The sequence below is a fragment of the Paenibacillus sp. JT22N15 genome, from assembly GCF_059383755.1.
In genome coordinates this window covers 252823-271785 of record NZ_JBXENV010000004.1, presented here as the reverse complement: position 1 = coordinate 271785, position 18963 = coordinate 252823, and the positions used below count along the sequence as shown (strand labels likewise).

Here is an 18963-nt window from a genome sequence, read left to right as displayed (position 1 = left end):
GTGCAAGTAGCAAGGAGAAAACATGAAACCAATAAATGACCTACAAACTAGACCGTCAAGTCGCTTTGATGAATATGATCCTGATCAGGATGGAAATAAAAACACCAAATTTGCTGATATCCTTATTGATGGAAGATCACTCTACCAAATGCTCAAAAAGCATGATATGGTTCCAGCTCTAGGTTGGGGAAGCGAAGAGAACCAGAGGCAAATGATTGATTATTTTCTATTGAAAAAAGAGCATGAATATATGTATTCAAGATACCCCATACTAGTCTGCCCTTGGTGCGGGGATGAAGAGTGTGGTTTTATATCTGTTAGAATTGAAAGGGAAGATGATATTGTTATATGGAAAGACTTCAGAAAAGAACCGGACAATCAACGTATTCAACTAGGGCCTTATTACTTCAAGTGGGATAAATATGAGAAAGCCATTAATGATACTTTTGGGACTGCAGGAATTCAATGATATTTTGTTTAGTAGATACGGGACAAAATATATATTTAACTGGAGTTGAACATGAAGGTATTTAGAAAAAAATTAATCTCTATTATTGTACATCATCGTTTGTTCATAGGTATGGTAAACGAAAGATCATATGATGTCGTGTTTCGAGCTTACTCTGGCAAACATCGAAATTCATTCATTGAGATCATTTTTGATTGGAAAGAATGCTATTATATAAATCTTTACTAGCCATTAATTAGATCTGTTTTAATTGATTACGGTTTGAAAGCGGGCTGGAATCCTGATCGGCCCAATCAAACTTTAATCATAAAGGACAGTAAACAGTTAATAGATGAATTATTACTAAGGGAATTATAATTTTGAAGGAAGGTAATTATTATGTGCAGATACGCCATGTATGGACCCTATAAAGATATCTATGCTTGTTTTAGCTGTAGAAAAGTATTCAAGCAAACATCCGATCAAGAACTTAGCAAAGCCGAAATAGGGAATAGAGAATATAAATGTCCGCAATGCAGCGAAATCATGAAGGATATGGGGCATGATTTCCAAGCTCCTAAAAAAGATGATATTAAACAATGGATGAAAGTAGAGATTTTATATCGTAATGGATTTACTTATCACTCTTGCGGTTGTAGCGTAGGATATAGACCCGCAAAGTTATCCGAAGTGGAACAATTTTTGGAGAAAAATAGAGTGTTTAAGTCCGCTGGAGAAGCGTTATTAAACCGTCTAACGATGAAGCAATCTTATATAGAGGCGAGGTAAGCATACGATTGATAAACGAATTAAAACAAGCCTTGCTAACTTTTGGCCGTGCCCAAGTCAGAGAACGTATATTTAGATATAATCAAAATAATAAATCCAAAAAAGCAGGAAGCCTTGTCACACAGGGGTTTCTGCTTTTTTTGTTTTATATGAGCACTTTGCTTGAAGACTCATTTTCGGATCAACGTACTTGTAACCATATAGATAAAAAATAGGAATACACATCCTTATTATCCAATAATATGTTACGTAATGAGAAGGGAGACAGTTGTTTCCTTTGGTTGGCCATGCCTGTAAGAGCCGATCCTTGCTTACAACGCAAGCTGGACTGATGAAGAAGGGAGGGCGGGGATTTTTATATCGTTGACTATGAGTAATTATGGTATCTGTTCTGCTTGTTGCGCAACCAAATAACATTAGCGGAGGTTTAGACATGCTCGCAAAAATGAAGAAATACGGCGTTTGCAGTTTAGCTTTTGTTTTGCTGACTACAATGGTTTTTACGGGATGGAGTGCTCAAGTATCGGCAGCAACACCCATTACATCCGATTTTAGGTCATTGCAGGCTTCGCAAATCGTTCCCGAGATGGGAGCAGGATGGAACTTGGGCAATCAGCTTGAGGCGACGGTGAACGGTACACCAAGCGAGACAGCTTGGGGCAATCCTGTCATTACAACGGAGCTGATCAAAAAGGTGAAGGCAGCAGGCTTCAAGACGATTCGCATCCCCGTCTCCTACTTGAACCATATTGGAAGCGCTCCCAACTATACGATTAATACCGCATGGCTGGACCGAGTGAAAACGGTCGTGGACTATGCTTACAATGAAGGTCTATATGTTGTTATTAATATTCATGGCGATGGCTTTAATTCCATCCAGGGTGGATGGTTACTGGTAAATAGCGGAAATCAGGCTGCCATCAAGGAGAAATATGAACGTGTTTGGCAGCAAATTGCTAATAAGTTTATCAACTATGACGAGCGGCTTATTTTCGAATCGATGAATGAAGTGTTTGACGGTACTTACGGGAATCCGAATTCTGCATACTACGCTAATCTTAATGCATACAATCAAATTTTCGTAGATACAGTCCGAAAGACCGGGGGCAATAACAGTGCCAGATGGTTGCTGATTCCAGGCTGGAATACGAATATTGACTATACGGTTGGCAATTATGGCTTCGTCCTCCCAACGGACACGTACAGATCCTCCACAATCCCTATCTCGGAGAAAAGGATTATGATTTCGGTGCACTATTATTCCCCTTGGGATTTTGCAGGCGAGGAAAACGGCAATATCACGCAATGGGGAGCGACTGCGACGAATCCTTCCAAAAAGTCTACTTGGGGACAGGAGGATTACCTGAACGCGCAGTTCAATTCTGTTTATAATAAGTTTGTGACTCAAGGCTACCCTGCTGTAATTGGCGAATTTGGCGCGATTGACAAAACCGCATATGATTCCACAAACAATGCGTACCGCGCAGCATTCGCCAAAGCCGTTACGTCAACCGCCAAGACATACAAAATGGTTCCTGTATACTGGGACAACGGCTACAATGGCCAGCACGGATTTGCACTGTTCAATCGTTCCAACAACACCGTAACACAGCAAGGCATTATTAATGCAATTATGCAAGGCATCCAATAACTGCTCATTGAACTTCATCGGTGAAATTGGCGTGTTCCTTGCAAAAGGAGCGCGTCGTTTTAAAAAAAGAAACAACCACAGCCGATATAAACAAGACAACGAAAAAGGTCGAACAGCTCTCAAAGGTAGCCTTTCCATTTAGTTTAATTATATATTTTTGTAGGCGTTAATGTTCGGCCTTTACAAGTAGCTTCGTCAGCCAGCGCGTGAGTTGTAGCAAGCTGTGTTTCACCTTCGTTTCCAGCTTCACCAGCACGAGCAAACAGAAGGCGATGAGTGTGATCCAAATCTGGTTGGTAACGGCGTGCTCACTCGTCCCATAAAAATGCTTGATCTGTAAGTGCTGCTTCATCCACTTGAAAAAGGTTTCAATGGCCCAACGGCTGCGGCGTAGGCTATAGACCCACAAACAGGCAGAGCTCGGCTAATTACGCCGTGCTCTGCCTGTTTCTATCTGCAGCTAATTATCTAAGCTCTATTTAATTGTATACCTGCAAGCTTATACTTGTATTATAGCCGCTAACGAGAAATGAAACCTTATTGCTATAGGTTGCAAAAATATCATTTTTTCCAGTTCCGGCCATGACAGAGCCTTTCGTAAAAGTATTTATTGTCGTGTCACCTGTCTTGAGTGTCTCCAATATATCCGCAGATGCTGTCTGTACATCTTTAATCGAACTAGTGAAACCCCCTGCCGAGGCCCACCCTTCCTTCTTGCGACGCTCATCATCCTTAAGATACTCATTAAATTGAAGAATATCCTCATTCAGCAGGCGATGCAATTCCTCATATTCCTTCACATCAAACTCCAAAATGTTATCTTCCCCAATATTTTTCTCATAGAAGGCGGTTTGAATATTTTGGGCACGCATTAATAAGCTCATTGCGTAGTAACGAATCATGTAGTCTGAAGCTTTCAATGCTTCCATTTCCTCCAGCTTTGACTGCTCTGTTAATTTCTCTAAATCTTGGAAATATATCTCCGACAATGTTTCGTATTGCCCATACAGCTCGAATAGCTTAGCGTGAAGTGCCTTCCCTTGCTTCCAATCGTCTTGCCTATAGGTTCCCTCCTGATAATACTCTAAAGCCTCATCTAGCGTTTTCATAATGTCCGTCATATATGGAATCAGCTGTTTTATAGAATCGTCAACCGCACCGAAGGCAGGTTCACTTGAAGCCAATTTCATTGTTTCATTCATTGTGTCAACCGCATCCAGCCCAAACGGACTGCTGTTAAACTCAGTGAAGCCTTTTGGGATAACCATTTCTTGTTCCAATCCGAACTTGCGTACATAAACAGTCAGCAGTTTTTCAAACAATCCATCATTCATCGTATTTGCCAAATCGATATAGGCATTGTATTTCTTCGTTTCGAGTTCTTGCTCCGCTGAAGCATTCACAGCAGAACCGCTTGTACCTTCTGTTCCTATTGCTTCAGAAAGCGGGCTGCAGGCTGTCATCGTCATAATTGCTATAACCAAACCAATAACCATAAATCTACTCATTCTTTATTTCTCCCTTTATGTGTATTTACTTGTTGTTTATCGGCGATAAACTCATATTTGTTAATACATTGATAATAAAAATAGTGAATTTATTTATGGGGTTATTTATATTTGAATAAAATTGAATACTGATCTTCAATGGTAAACTATTATAGTGAAAAAATCCCACGTAAAAGCCGATTATATTAAAGTATGGTCCATATGGTTGCAAACCTATTTCGTGAAAGGAAGGTATAAGTGAAGCATTTAAAGGAAATCGTCACTCATGCTGCTGCTTATAATGAAGATGGCAGATACGAGGACGCAATAAAATTGCTTACCCCTTCTTCTGAGTTCAGCAGAGCTTTTTTAAGTCCGAAGGAAGAATGGTATTTGAATTTTCGTAAAATATACATATACATAGAAGCTCTGTTGCACACCGGGGAGGTGGCTGAGGCGAAGCAAGTCACGTCTTTGCTGCGGCAGCATGCAGTGAACGGACAGGAACGTTTTGGCCTGAATAAAGAGACGGATCAGTTGCTGCAGTTTATACAGGGGATTATACCGGCGTTTGATGCTGATCAGAATCAGTATGAGATTGTTCGTTCGTTGGGTTGGTTGATCTATGAAAATTCTCTGCCTGCAGATTTGAAAGGGCAGGCGCTGTATTATTTGGCACAGTCACATTATCGCGAAAATAATGTTGTAGATGCTCTTAATAGGCTGAAGGAGCTTCCGGAAACTGCACCTTCATCTTTTACAAGAAAGGTAGATGAACTACGTAAACAAATAGAGCAGCGAATGCTGCTTCATGCCAAAGAGCCTCGCAAAGAGCATCAAGTCTTTATAGAAATCGGCGAGAAGGAAAATGTCTGGATTATAGAGCTCCAACATAATTCACAAGGCACGATGCTTGCTGTTATGTACAGAGATGGTATTCTCAAGCTTCTGAATGCTGAAGATGGAGCAGAGATTGTCTCGTTTGAGGATAATGTGCCACTTTACCGTGAGGAGAAGGCGGAAGAGGTTTGCCTTGCTTTTAGCCCGGACTCTCGTTATCTTGCGGTTGGGCTGGGTGTCGGTATTGTGAAGCTTTATGATGTCGCCAAGAGAAGACTGCATACTGAGTTTTTATATCCAGGTCTGGATTGGGAGCAACTGGAGCGCAATGCCTATTATGAGGAATACACCCACGTCTTTTTTAGTCCAAAAGGAAGCTATTTAGTCATTGTTCCGACAGCCGGCAGTTACGATCCACAAGGAGATGATGGTTATCCTATCCCTGAATATTATAAAACATTTTATGTGATCGATTTAAGCACCAGCAAGGTTATGCTGCAGCATACTTATGAAAAACAAAAAATTGCTGCTATTCAGATTAGTCCCGATGAGCAGCGGCTTGCTGTTGCCGTATTTGGTGAAACGATCGCCGTATGGCAGTTGGCTAGCGCACAGGTGATATTTAAACAGGATGATTTTTTGTGGCTGGGGCTTCCTTCTCATATGGGAATGATTCGTGCAATTGCGTTTACAGCCGATAGCAGCAGATTAGTTTATGCGACAAAACATCGTTCAATTAAGCGTGTACATCTTAACGCTGGAATGCGTGTGGAGACGCTGCAGCTAGAGGTCAATAAGGATTGTTGTGCTTTGCATATAGATGCTCAAGACACAGTTGTTTTTGCCGAATATAAAAGTTATACCCCTGCTGTGCTGCGGAAATGGAGAGAAGGGCAAAGCGAGGCGGAAATAATGTTTGAGTGTTCCCGACCTGTTGTAGAAGAAATCGTTGTAAACATGGAAATGGATGAAGTATGGGTGTACAACTCGCCTGACGTTGAAATCAGGAAGTATAGCACAGCGGTCTTAATCAATAAATTTTCTCCTTATGAGTGGTCGTATTCCCGTTTTATGGTTTTCAATAGTGTATCCATCTGTGGTTCGGCGAGCCGAGCAGCGATAAGCTTTGAAACGAAAATTCGGTTGGTCTAAGGCGGATATGCGCCTGGAAGAAAGGGATGATCCTTGTATGAATCAGTTAAATCGCTTGTCTGGCTTAGCCGAAGAGTTTGTTGCGCAGTGCTATCATAGAAGAACGATAACCGATAGAACGACGCTGGCAAAGAGCCTTCAACAGCATGGTATCCCTGTATTCGCGGCTTTACTGGATTTTCAAGAGCAATATGGGGGACTTAGATATAATTTCGGATCGATAGCGTATCAAGGTACTACATTTAATGTATTAGGAAATGAACCAAATGGTAATAGGTATCCCAAACACCTATATGATAAGGGACAGCATTTAGTGGAATGTATTTATTATGATTATCGTGATGGCGGTGACTTCATAGGTAAGGATGGCAAGCTATATCGTTATATTCAGGGTACCTATTCCATTTTAGCAGACAGCGTTCAGGAGTTTTTGGAGAGTGAGGCTGTTAAATATGGGTTATTGCAAAAGCAAAAGCAATGGCTTGTAAAAACAGTATACGATTCTGATATTTCAAGATGGCTCTTAGATAATGAATTAGGACTTACTGAAATAAAAGAAGCGAGTGGAGCATATATCAAGTGGTGGAAAAGCAGCGATGGCAACATTTTTATTCATGAATATGATAAAGAAAGGCTCGGGAATGCCAACGCATATGTGGCGAATACAGTGGATTTACAAAGATTGTACAATAATAGTTGTCTGTCCATTCAAGGTTTTCCGTTCCATTGCTATTATAACATCGAAGCGAAAAGTGCCGAAATTGATAATGTAAGAGAGCGGTATTATTTTAATCATCAGCTGTACAACACCTGTGATTACTCCCGAATCCAAATCAAACAGGTGGAGGGGCCGGAAGATATATATTTGAGCTATTTAGGCGAAAAAGAATTCATGCTAAGACAGCCGATGTCTGATTTTCTAAATAAACTTCCTGTGCTCACTATACCCCTTACCGATTATGATGCAGACTTGGTGGATTTTGCCATTAAACAGGGCGATGAAAGTATATTAAAGCTCATATCCTATCTTACGAGATTAGAGGAAGCAGAAGATACAGGAAGACGAACGGTAGCGGAAAGCGATGTTGATATGCTGTATGTCAGTGAATATTTTCGTCGTTTGGTTCAGTTTAGTGAAACGATGGGAATTAAATCGCATCCCCTTTACTTTCATCCTTACGAAGCGGCAGGAATTAGCTATGAGCTTACGGCTGAGGATTGGTATCCTCAATTGAAGCAAATGAAACTTACCCATGCTCAAAGGGCTTGCAAGTACACGTTATTGTATATGAAGCTGGCGGAAGAGGGAAATGAAGTGGCGGCACAGGTGTATCCAATATACGAGCCTCTGCTTATGTTTTATATTTTAGGGGGATGTTTCAGAAAAGAGCATGGTTTTATTGATGTTGGCACCTATGCTTTTCATCAATCCGGGTGGCAGTCTATGGCTGCGAAACATCCGATTGATGTCTACAGCAATACGATTGGTACCTACAAAAAACGGTATTTAGGACATGCCGTAAGGAAAATCGGCAAAATCCATTGGGGTGAGAAAAAAGGGGAACTCTCTCATTTTAACGGGAATTCGTTGAGTTGGTGGATTGAAAATGTAGGAGCAGCACCTGCTTTTTTGTTTAAGGCAAAGGAGCTTAATATAGATTACTCGCCAAATGTATTTTCTTTGTGTCCGGATATGATACGGGTGGAGCGTACTCTGGTACAATGGATTTGTGAAAGCTACTTACAGTGGGCGTCTTTAGTAGATAATCGAAACCCTGAAGCTATGAAAAATCCATGTCTGTATGATCCGTTTATGGAATTGTTTAGGAATGAGAATGAATTAGCCGTTATGGAGAAAAAGATCATTGATTTAATCCATCTGATGGAGAAAGAACCGATGATCAGTTATGTAGAAGCATTGAAACGGGAGAAATTTTCTTTATAATAATAACTCTAGAATCAATCATACAACATTAAATAAATCAACAACGAAAGGGTGAGCAGCCATGTTATGCATTTCTGTCGAAAACATTCAAATGCTCAATAATAAAAATAAACCAACGAATGAAAAGGATGGTTCTTGATTGAAAATTAAAAATAGCAGCCATGTACCTGTACGATTTTTCATTAATGACGATATAAAGCTTGAGAAAAATGCGTTGGCAGAGCTGGACCAGCTCCTAACGGTAAATGAATCGGTCGAAATGCTGAAGCAGCAGCAGACCGGCTATTTTTCCAATGCGGATGCCAAGATCGAAGAAGTTGCGATTACGCCGGATTTCCATAAAGGAAGCGGCATCCCAATTGGCACAACCCTACTGACCAAAGGCTTCGTCATTCCCCAAGCTGTAGGCAACGATATTAACTGCGGCATGCGGCTGTATACGACCTCGCTTCAGGAGGACGACATTCGTTCTAATCTCAAAAAAATTGAAGCCGACATTCGCCACATTTTCTTCGAAGGCGGCCGTAACATCCCGATGACAAGATCGCAGCGCGAAGCGATTTTCAAAGAAGGCTTAGTGGGTGTTTTGGCATCGCAGCAAGGGAGCAGTCGCCAGGGACTGTGGGATTTTTATGATGCGAGGCAGCAAGAGCAAGACCTTGCCAGAGTCAATCGTTCCGGCTCGTTCATTGCAGGCGAAGTAGACGGACTCGACAGCTTTCTGGGCAGCTCAGAGCTTTCCTATGACAGCCAGATTGGCTCCATTGGCGGCGGGAACCATTTTGTCGAGATACAAAAGGTAGTAAATATTCGCAATCATGCCTTGGCTAACGAGTGGAACATTAAGCACGGCCAAGTGGTCGTGATGATTCACACAGGCTCCGTATCCATTGGACATCATGCAGGTGTAAATATAAAGGAAATGCTGAAAGACATTTATCCTGCATCATTAAAGCATCCGAGCAATGGCATCTATGTGCTGCCGCAATCTGAGCGCTATGCGCTGCAATGGAAGCGTTATTGGAACCTCCTTCATAATGCGGCTAATTTTGCTTTTGCGAATCGCTTGTTTTTGGGACTCATGCTGCAAAAAGCATTGCATCAAAGCTTGAAGTCGTTCGATTATAAATTGCTGTACGATGCGCCGCATAATTTTGTTTGGGAAGAAACGATTGATGGCAGCGCGGGTTTTATCCACCGCAAAGGGGCCTGTACTGCAAAGTCGGCAGAACAAATGATGAATACGCCTTTCCAATATACGGGGGAGCCTGTATTCATCCCGGGATCGATGGGTGCAAAAAGCTATATCCTTGCAGGACTCGGCAATCGGGATAGTCTGTTCAGTGCCAGCCACGGTGCGGGCAGAAGTCTTTCCCGAGGCGACTCGATCAAGGTGGATGATGCTTTATTTCGTGAATTTATTGCCAAGTTTAATGTGGTTACGCCGATTGATCCGAACCGCAACGATATTAAGTCGAGGCCGGATATTTTGAAGAAGTGGGAAGAGGAATTAAAGAAAGAAGCTCCTTATGCCTACAAGGATATCAATGCCATTATTGAATCCCATGAAGAACACGGCATGGCCCAAGTCGTAGCCGAGGTTGAACCGATTTTAACGATTAAAGGTTAATTTTGAGTCACAAAAAACCGCCTGTCAAATGTCTTATGACAATGACAAGCGGTTTTTTAATGTTACAAGATGTTACGAGGCGTTACAAGATGTTGCATGTGCTGCAAATCCAAGCTTTAAACAGCTCGAGCAATCAGCGCAGCCAGCACTTTTGCCCCTTTTGTCGTCAGATGAACACCATCCTGTGAAAAATAGTCGTCTTTCCCCGAGCTGGCAGCGTGCCAGTCAACAAGTACCATATTCTTATTATCTTTAGTTGCTTTGGCTAGAGCATCGTTGACGATTTGCTCCCATGGACGGGGAACACGTGTATTCACTAAAATAATTTTTTTATGGTCCTTAAGCAGCTCGGAAATTCGCGCAAGCTGCTTGCTTGCAAAAGCGCCATTCGTTCCCAGCTCTATAATAACGGTGTCGCCAAGCTTGCCGTTTTTCTGGAGCTGCTCAAGGATAGGCGGAGCTTGGGACATTTGTCGGCCAATTTGACCGTCTACCGCTATGCCCGGAACGAGTTTTTCCAAAGCGCTCTGAATGTCGAGCATGACGGAATCGCCAATTGCGGTTACCTTCGATTCAGCTTGTGGAGGCTGCTCCTCATGCTCAGGCGCCCGCTTGACTCCGTCCTCACCCGACTCGCTCGGTTTAACAGACGGGCTCGGCTCGGTGCTTGCATGGGTGATCGCTTCGCCGCTTCCTTCCGGGCTTGCCACTGCACTTGGCTCCCCGCTTGGCGACGGCTTCTGCTCGGGTGCGCCCGTGCTGGGCTCGCTCGGTGCAACGCCCGTACCAGCCCCAGAGCTCCCTTGCCCAGCGGGCTCCGTCTCCGAACCATCGGCATTCCCCGCGGCATAATTACCCGACGCCTGAACATGTGAGAACGGTTTATTGCTCCAGATCGACGCTAACCCATCCATTCGGAGCGCATACGACATCGTGACGACTAAGCAGACGCTGAAGAAAGCGATAAAGGCTCTTCGATAGGAATGGGCGGCCATCCAACTGGGGAATTGCTTGCACAGCTTACTAATGCTTCCGTGACGAAGGGGCTGCTCAACATATTTATAGGATACGGTGGCAAGCACAAGCATCAACACAACTTGCAGGCTTAGGCGCATAACCGAAACTTCACCCGTATCAACAGCTGGGCCCGTCAAAATAACGACCGGATAATGCCATAAATATAGCCCGTAAGAGCGAACGCCGATAAACCGTAGCGGCGGAATCGAAAGCAAACGGCCAATTCGGCTGGCTGGATGCGCCGCTGTCATAATGAGCAGCATGGACACAACGGACAGCAGCAGCATGCCCCCCAAATATAAGAAGGGCTGATATTCGTTCGTATACCAAAAAGCTAGCAGCGTTAGGAGCAGTGCCGTTCCTCCAATGATATCCAGCGTAAGCCGCGCTTCATTGGATACGCGTGGTTTAAGCTTATGAAAAGGCCATATCAAAGCTAGCGCCGCCCCTATTAACAGGCCGAACATACGTGTATCGGTTCCATAATAAACACGGCTAGGATCGCTGTCAGGCTGGTAAAGCCAAGCCATAGCAGCAGCCGAAAGGGCAGCCAGTGCAAGTATGCCTAGCAGCAGCGCACGGCGCCGCTTCAAAAATCGCAGACCGAATAAGAGCATAAGCGGCCACACCAAATAAAACTGTTCTTCTACAGCAAGCGACCATAAATGGCCGAGCGGCGAGGCGGGGCCAAAGCTTTCGAAATAAGAAACGTTATGTAAAATGAGCCACCAATTGCTCACATATAGCAGTACGCCTGGCAAATCGGTTAAAAAAGGAGACCAATGCGGATAAGCAAACAGCAAGGTCGCTGCTCCGGTGACCGCGATCATAAACAGCATGCCGGGAAGCAGTCTTTTTGCCCTGCGGGTCCAAAAAGCTTTCAAATCTATTTTTCCATGTCGTTCTAGCTCATGCATTAATATACTAGTAATCAAATAACCGGATAGGACAAAAAAGATGCCTACGCCGAGCAGTCCGCCCGGCATCCATCCGGGATGAAGATGATACACAATAACCGCAATTACGGCGATTGCTCTGATTCCGTCAAGCCCAGCCCTGTACGTTTTGTTTCCTGATTGCTCGTCTACATTTCGTGCCATATGTCCTTGTGACTGCCTGCGGTTGTCCATTTTGCCTCTTACCTGCCTATGTCTAATTTTGTTGCACAACATTTGAATCGAATGAGGGCTGTAACCTTTATTATCATAATGATTATAAAAAAATGCAAAGGATAAAAAGTTACAAATCAGGTATTGAAATTATGTTCTTTTACCATGCAACTATTTAGACATAAGATTCGTTTTGGTGGATGAAGGGTATTAAGAAGACAGAATCATAATGTTTATTACACCACCTACGAAGCAGGAGGACATTCATAATGAAAACATCCAAACGATCGATCTCCAAAGGGAAAAGCATGATGGCAGCAGCGGCAATTGCAATTGGTTTGGCTACGGTACTGCCGAGCGCGCAAGCTGCGGATCAGGCAGCAGGTCAGGATTTGTTCGGCGGCAAGCCAGCAGGCGACAGCGCGTACCATTTTAGCGATATTCAATTTTTAAATGCAACGACGGGAAGGGCGGCCGGAAATGGCTTTCTAATCGGGACATCCGATTCAGGCTCCCATTGGCAGTCGATTTATAAAGGAACGTGGCAGTTTGCACAGCTCGACTTCATCTCCAATACGACGGGCTGGGCGCTAGCTAAATCTGCAAGCAATGGTCCGAACGCTTTACTATTTACGACGGATGGCGGAAGCAAATTTACGAAGCTGCCTACAGGCAAGCTTCAGCTGCAGCGTATTCATTTTATAGATAAAAATAATGGCTTTGGTTATACGAATGCCTTTGCCTATAAAACGAAGGATGGCGGGAAAAGCTGGGCGAAAATCGCAACCCCGGCAAACACGCGCTATGCGGAGTTTGTGAATGACAATCAAGGCTGGGCGCTAGTCATCCTGCCGGGACTCGGCTATAACTTGTCGAGAACGACGGACGGAGGCGTGACCTGGACAACTTCGCTCCATGTGAAGGCGGACGAGCTGAGCGGCGGTAAAATCGTTGCTGATGGCACTCAAGTCTGGGCGCAATTTAATGGCGGAGCTGGCATGTCGCAGCAATCGTATTCGGTGTATGCTTCGGCTAACAACGGTGCAAGCTGGCGCAAAGTCATTAGCCAAAGTACAGCGGGCGGCGGCAAAGCGCCTGGCGAAGCAAAGGGACTCGTAACTCAAGGGCCGGCATCACCGGGCGGACATCCGAGCGACCTTGAGCTTGTGGGTGGAACAGCGATTTTGAGCGCTTATTCTCCAGCGGCGCAGCGCATTGGAATCGGACGTTCCTCCAATGGCGGGCAAACCTGGTTTGCGCCGTCAGATACGGTCGGGTATGCCAATACGATCTCGTTTACGAGCACCTATGTCGGGTTTATGGCGGACACGAGCCTGAATTCCCCAGCGATCTATAGCACGGTGGACGGCGGGAAAACCTGGTATACGAAGCTTGAAATTCCGACTAAGCCATAAGCAGCAATAGAGCCTATTTAGCATTTGCAAAATGGCGAATTTCATAACACAGCCGCTTGCCGAACTGGATCATCAGGCAGCGGCCGTTTGAACAAACAAACCTCTTGGCAAATCGCCAAGAGGTTATTTTTTTGTGCTTCTCTTGGTGCGTGGATTCCAATTCAAACATAAATTTACACATTTTCACCATAAATCTGTATTCAACAACTTATGAAAACGCTTTATTATTTGTGAAGAACGTGAACACGCATGCCAATAAAAACAAGGAGGTTCAACTTTCATGGTTTTTTTGCGCAATAAGCTTTTACGAGATGTCATAGCAAGCACGATGGTGCTGTTGCTGTGCTTCTCTGTTGTGTCCCCGGTGTTTGCAGCGGATGAGAATACAATTTATACAAATGCGGAGGCTGTTGTAACAGAAGCTCCTGTATCAGAAACGGCTGACCCAACTGCTGCGGCAGTGCCAGATGGTCTGCTGCTTCATTACAACTTTGATGAAACAGCAGGCAGCACGGTGAAAGACCGCTCTTTGAACGGACATGACGGCTTATTGGCAGGAGGAGCGGCCTTCACGGCAGATGGCAAAATAAATGGAGCCATTGATTTATTTGGAACGGATGGTTATGTTAAGCTGCCCGATGGATTGCTTTCGTCCACCCATGATATGACCATCGCCACTTGGGTGAAGGCGGACAGCTTGGGAACGTGGGCGCGAGTGTTTGATTTTGGTACCAGTACGACAAATTGGATGTTTCTGACTTTGAAAAATCATGCTGGTGTGGCGCATTTCGCGGCACTACCGCAAGGGAACGGGGAAAATGCTTTGGCTGGCCCGGCTTTTCCGGCATCCAGCTCATGGCAGCATGTAGCGGTTGTCATTTCCGGCAACACGTATACGATGTTTATCAATGGCATTCAAGTGGCCACCGTAAGCAACATGCAAAATGATCCCTCCGAGCTTGGCTTTACGACGAACAATTATATTGGCAAATCCCAATTTGCGGCTGATCCTTATTTTGACGGCAAAATCGACGATTTCCGCATCTATGACCGCGCCTTATCATCAAGTGAGCTTGTCTCTCTAGTTGGAGAGGCGCTAAGCGATATCGAAATCATTGCTTATGATAAAAACTGGCTGGAGCTGGGCGATACGACGCAGCAGACGAAGGATTTGACACTTCCCGCGGCAGGTCCCGGGGGGACGGCTATTACTTGGGTTTCTTCTGATCCGGCAACGGTGAGTGCACAGGGGAAGGTAACGCGTCCGGAAGCGGGCCAAGGCGATAAGACGGTCATCCTGACAGCGACGATTGCGAAAGGGGCGGAGCAGGATACAAAATCCTTTACCATCGTCGTATGGGAGCTGGATTCGGCATCCTACACCTTGAATATTAACGGAAGAGAGGCGGCTCATGAGGTGAGCCCGACGTTATACGGCATTTTTTATGAAGATATCAACTATGCGGCGGACGGCGGATTATATGGGGAAATGGTGCAAAATCGCTCCTTCGAATTCGGTACTTCTTTGTTTGCTTGGAGCAAAACCGCTTATGGCGGCGCTTCGGGCGAGCTGACGACCGCAACGGATGGAGCGCTGAACGCCAGCAATCCGCGATTTGCACGCCTGACGATTACGAATGCGGGAAGTACTGCCGGGGCAGGCGCTGGGTTAGCGAATGCGGGCTATTCTGGCCTAGCTGTAGCAAGCGGCGAAACTTATCATTTCAGCGTGTATGCACGGAGCGCAAGTCCTTTGACAAAACCGTTAGATGTACAGCTTAGAGGGCAAGATGAAGCGGTTTATGGCTCCTGCGAGGTGACAGGCCTTACAGCTGATTGGCAGAAGCTTGGCTGTGCGATTCAATCGAATGCCGCCAGCACGAACGCCAAGCTCGTCGTTATCGGAACGGAGCAGGCGGTCATCGATCTGGATATGGTGTCGCTGTTCCCGGAGAAGACGTGGCAAAATCGCACAAACGGGCTGCGTTATGATCTAGCCGAAATGCTGGACAATTTAAATCCGGGCTTTCTCCGTTTTCCGGGCGGCTGCATCGTCGAAGGCGGTTCTCTTGAAAACCGCTACAGATGGAAAAATACAATCGGCGACGTAGCGGAGCGCCAAGTCCAGCGCAATCAATGGGCGGCGAATTATTATCAGTCGTTTGGCCTCGGCTTCCATGAATATTTCCAGCTGTCTGAGGATATTGGCGCCGAGCCTTTGCCGATTATTTTTATCGGTCAGGTGTCCTGTCACGGCAATCCGCCGAAAGTGCCGATGAACGAGCTTGACCCTTATATTCAAGACGCGCTTGATCTCATTGAATACGCGAATGGGCCGGTTGATTCCACTTGGGGGGCCGTACGCGCTGCAAACGGTCATCCTGAGCCTTTTCAGATGAAATATCTTGGAGTGGGCAATGAATTGTGGGGCCAGGATTATTTGGACCGGTATGAAGTGTTTTATGATGCGATAAAAGCAAAATATCCCGACATTCAGCTGGTGCTGAGCGCGGGCGCTTTTCCAGAAGATTCGATGTTCCATTATGCCTATGATTGGCTTGGAAGCAATGGCAATAAAGCGGATTTGGTCGATGAGCATATGTATCAGAGTCCGCAGTGGTTTTACAATAATGTCAATCGGTATGACCATTACAGCCGCAGCGGGCCGAAGGTTTTTGTAGGCGAATATGCAGCGCACGGAACGGGCAAAAAAAACAATATGGAAAGCGCCCTTGCCGAAGCAGCATTTATGACAGGGCTCGAGCGCAATTCGGACGTAGTAGCGATGTCTTCGTTCGCGCCTTTATTTGCAAGGCAAGGCAATACGCAGTGGACGACCGATTTAATTTGGTTTGACAACAGCCAGGCGTACGGGACGCCGAACTATTACGTGCAGCAGCTGTTCAGCCGCCATGTCGGCCAGCAGCTTATGCCATCCCAGCTTCAGAAAAATAAAAGCTATAGCAGCAGCACCGTCCAAGGCTCGATAGCATTGGGCGCTTGGAACACAGGTGTAGAGTTTGATGATGTAACGGTTACGGCTAACGACGGTACGATTTTGCTGCAAAATGATTTCAGCGATCCGTCGACGCTTTCACAGTGGAGCAGCTTCAAGGGCGCATGGTCCATTGACAGCGGCGTGCTGAAGCAATCCTCCACAAGTACAACGGATGCGCGGCTTCTATTGAAGGAAGGCCAGCAATGGAGCAATTACACGCTGCAATTGAAAGCGAAGAAGGCGGCGGGCTCGGAAGGCTTCCTGATCGGATTTGGCGCCAAGGATACCGACAACTATTATTGGTGGAATCTTGGCGGCTGGACGAATACGTTGACTGTAATTGAGCAGGCGGTTGGCGGCACCAAGTCGAACGTCAGCAATTCCTTGAACAGCGGAGTAGAAGCCAATCGTTGGTATGATATTAAAATCGAATTGCAGGGCTCGCTCATCCGCTGTTATTTGGATGGCGTGCTAGTGCATGAGGTGGATCGTGACCCTGGCCCGCTTTACAGCGTGACGACGAAGGATGAGAAGACAGGTGATCTAATCGTCAAAGTCGTGAATATTGGCGGCAGCGAGCAAACCTCAATCGTAAATGTGGATGCTGATTATATCGACGGCAGCGCTACCGTGCTGGAGCTGAAAGCGGCATCGGCTGCGGCGGAAAACTCTTTTGCCACACCGGAAAATGTAATGCCTGAGGTTAAGGAGGTTGCCGGATTAGGCCAATCCTTTACTTATGATTTTCCCGCCTATTCGGTCACTGTATTAAGACTGAGAACAGTGCCTGGAGCAGCCATAACAGCGATTCAGCCTGTGCAGGTTAAGGCAGCTGTTGGAGCGGTGCCACAGCTTCCAGCTTCCGTTTCCGTCAGCAAGAGCGACGGCAGCGAGCAGCATGCAAACGTGCAATGGGGAAAAATAGATGAGGAGCAAATGAGCAAAACAGGCCTTTTCAAAGTAAAAGGCGAGGTGGCCGGCACCTACTTGACGGCGGAGGCAACCGTCCTTGTTACGGAAGAGGACGAAGGTCCAACCCCTACGCCAACGCCAACCCCGACACCGACACCGACACCGGAGCCGACGCCAACGCCGACGCCTGAGCCATCTGCAAGTACAGCGCCGCAGCCGACGCCAAGTGCGACACCATCGCCAGGCGAGACGCCGCAGCCAACTGCGAGTGCGACACCGACGCCAAGCGCAACACCGAATCCGACAACTAGCCCGTCTGGCGGTTCGAGCTCATCGCAGCCAACTGCGACACCTGTGGTGACGGGAGGCGGCAAGCAGCTGGTGGAGGTGGATGAAAAAACGGTGAAGGCCGCGCTGGAAAGCGCCATCGATGGCAAAATCAAGCTGAAGATCAAATCAAATGCAGAGGCAAATGCATGGCAAGTGAAAATCCCGCTCACGCGATTATTGGAAGCTGGAAGCACAGAGAAAGCCGAGTCGCTCGAAATCGATACGGGTTTTGCCATCGTAACGTTATCCTTGAAATGGCTTGAAAATAATAAAGGCACAGCGCCAAAAACCTTGACCCTAACCATAACGAAAGCGGATATTTCCAAGCTTCCTTCCGAGACGCAGCAGCAATTGACTGGTGCAGTCGTTTATGACTTTCAGTTGGAAGTGGATGGGGTGAAGGTCAGCGATTTTGATGGGCGAGAGGATATCGTTGTAGCTATTCCATATTCATTGCAGCCTGGTGAAAATCCGCATCAAGTCATTATTTGCTATATCACGGATAGCGGAGCGCTGGAAGCTGTGAAAAATAGCAAATATGATTCGTTAAGCGGGAGCGTGGTGTTTAAGCCCAAGCATTTCAGCAAATATGCTGTCGTGTACAAGAAAGTCGGCTTCAAGGATGTAACGAAAGCATGGCAGCAGCAAGCGATTGGTGCGTTAGCTGCACGCGATATCATCAGCGGGACGGGCGGAGGACAATTTAAACCGGAAGCTGTCATAACGAGAGAGGAATTTATTGCCATGCTAATGAATGGACTGGATTTGACGGAGGCGAATGCTCTAACACCGCTGAGTGATGTCCAGCAAGGGGCATGGTATTATGACGCCGTTGCCACAGCCTATAAACTCGGGATCGTTAAAGGAAAATCAGATGGCAGTTTTGGGGTGCACGACAAAATTACAAGACAAGATATGGCGGTCATGGCCTATCAGGCAACGAAATATGCGGAGCTCGAGTTAGCTGAGGAAGCAGCAGCTCCATTTTCAGACGAGAATGCTATTTCGGTATACGCCAAAAAAGGTGTTGCTGCCATGCAAGCGGCTGGAATCGTAAGCGGCATGGGCCAAAATGAATTTGCTCCACAGGCCGAGGCTACACGGGCACAAGCAGCAGCTATGATCTATAAGCTTTTGAGCTTGTACAGCGAATAACTAAAAAAAGGATCTCCTTTCCCTGCTGGAATGCAGTTGGAATGGAGATCCTTTTTGCTGCTTTTATATTGCTGCTTGCAGCGAT

10 protein-coding genes and 1 pseudogene are annotated in these 18963 nt (G+C 45.9%); 8 read left to right on the top strand and 3 right to left on the bottom strand.

The window, feature by feature from the left end; genetic code table 11:
* Positions 1 to 22 precede the first annotated feature (22 nt).
* The 3 genes from AC50X8_RS09705 (at position 23) to AC50X8_RS09695 (ending at position 2888) form a co-directional block, all read left to right on the top strand.
* Entirely contained in the window at positions 23 to 469 is a 447-nt protein-coding gene (locus tag AC50X8_RS09705) for an oxidoreductase (protein ID WP_494879529.1), read from the top strand.
* 378 nt (positions 470 to 847) lie between these two features.
* The gene (locus AC50X8_RS09700) at positions 848 to 1237 is read left to right on the top strand and encodes a hypothetical protein (RefSeq protein ID WP_056041181.1); all 390 of its coding nucleotides are present in this window, start codon (positions 848 to 850) and stop codon (positions 1235 to 1237) included.
* Between the two features lie 433 nt (positions 1238 to 1670).
* A complete protein-coding gene (locus tag AC50X8_RS09695; protein WP_494879527.1) occupies positions 1671 to 2888 on the top strand; it encodes a glycoside hydrolase family 5 protein in 1218 nt (405 codons plus the stop codon).
* 166 nt (positions 2889 to 3054) lie between these two features.
* Here the strand turns inward: AC50X8_RS09695 and AC50X8_RS09690 are convergent.
* Positions 3055 to 3276 (bottom strand): annotated as a pseudogene (locus tag AC50X8_RS09690) (transposase); the annotation flags it as partial.
* A gap of 91 nt (positions 3277 to 3367) precedes the next feature.
* A complete protein-coding gene (locus tag AC50X8_RS09685) occupies positions 3368 to 4396 on the bottom strand; it encodes a DUF3829 domain-containing protein (RefSeq protein WP_494879526.1) in 1029 nt (342 codons plus the stop codon).
* Between the two features lie 237 nt (positions 4397 to 4633).
* On the opposite strand from AC50X8_RS09685, the gene AC50X8_RS09680 reads away from it, so the two are divergent.
* From AC50X8_RS09680 to AC50X8_RS09670, 3 genes are all read left to right on the top strand, one after another.
* A complete protein-coding gene (locus tag AC50X8_RS09680; protein WP_494879525.1) occupies positions 4634 to 6367 on the top strand; it encodes a WD40 repeat domain-containing protein in 1734 nt (577 codons plus the stop codon).
* A complete protein-coding gene (locus AC50X8_RS09675) occupies positions 6342 to 8312 on the top strand; it encodes a hypothetical protein (RefSeq protein WP_494879523.1) in 1971 nt (656 codons plus the stop codon). Before AC50X8_RS09680 ends, AC50X8_RS09675 begins: the two co-directional genes overlap by 26 nt.
* 139 nt (positions 8313 to 8451) lie before the next feature.
* Entirely contained in the window at positions 8452 to 9942 is a 1491-nt protein-coding gene (locus AC50X8_RS09670) for an RtcB family protein (protein ID WP_494879522.1), read from the top strand.
* A gap of 116 nt (positions 9943 to 10058) precedes the next feature.
* On the opposite strand, the gene AC50X8_RS09665 is transcribed toward AC50X8_RS09670, so the two are convergent.
* Positions 10059 to 12059, bottom strand: a complete 2001-nt coding sequence (locus tag AC50X8_RS09665; protein ID WP_494879520.1) for an acyltransferase family protein — start codon at positions 12057 to 12059, stop codon at positions 10059 to 10061.
* A gap of 278 nt (positions 12060 to 12337) precedes the next feature.
* On the opposite strand from AC50X8_RS09665, the gene AC50X8_RS09660 reads away from it, so the two are divergent.
* Entirely contained in the window at positions 12338 to 13483 is a 1146-nt protein-coding gene (locus AC50X8_RS09660; protein WP_494879519.1) for a WD40/YVTN/BNR-like repeat-containing protein, read from the top strand.
* A gap of 280 nt (positions 13484 to 13763) precedes the next feature.
* Positions 13764 to 18878 carry an alpha-L-arabinofuranosidase family protein gene (locus AC50X8_RS09655; RefSeq protein WP_494879518.1) on the top strand — a complete coding sequence of 1705 codons (5115 nt, stop codon included), beginning with the start codon at positions 13764 to 13766 and terminating at the stop codon, positions 18876 to 18878.
* Positions 18879 to 18963 lie beyond the last annotated feature (85 nt).

Excerpts from the sequence above, each read along its gene's own strand:
- AC50X8_RS09705 (WP_494879529.1), top strand. The coding sequence starts at position 23 with ATGAAACCAATAAATGACCTACAAACTAGACCGTCAAGTCGCTTTGAT.
- AC50X8_RS09700 (WP_056041181.1), top strand. The coding sequence starts at position 848 with ATGTGCAGATACGCCATGTATGGACCCTATAAAGATATCTATGCTTGT.
- AC50X8_RS09695 (WP_494879527.1), top strand. The coding sequence starts at position 1,671 with ATGCTCGCAAAAATGAAGAAATACGGCGTTTGCAGTTTAGCTTTTGTT.
- AC50X8_RS09685 (WP_494879526.1), bottom strand. The coding sequence starts at position 4,396 with ATGAGTAGATTTATGGTTATTGGTTTGGTTATAGCAATTATGACGATG.
- AC50X8_RS09665 (WP_494879520.1), bottom strand. The coding sequence starts at position 12,059 with ATGGCACGAAATGTAGACGAGCAATCAGGAAACAAAACGTACAGGGCT.
- AC50X8_RS09660 (WP_494879519.1), top strand. The coding sequence starts at position 12,338 with ATGAAAACATCCAAACGATCGATCTCCAAAGGGAAAAGCATGATGGCA.
- AC50X8_RS09655 (WP_494879518.1), top strand. The coding sequence starts at position 13,764 with ATGGTTTTTTTGCGCAATAAGCTTTTACGAGATGTCATAGCAAGCACG.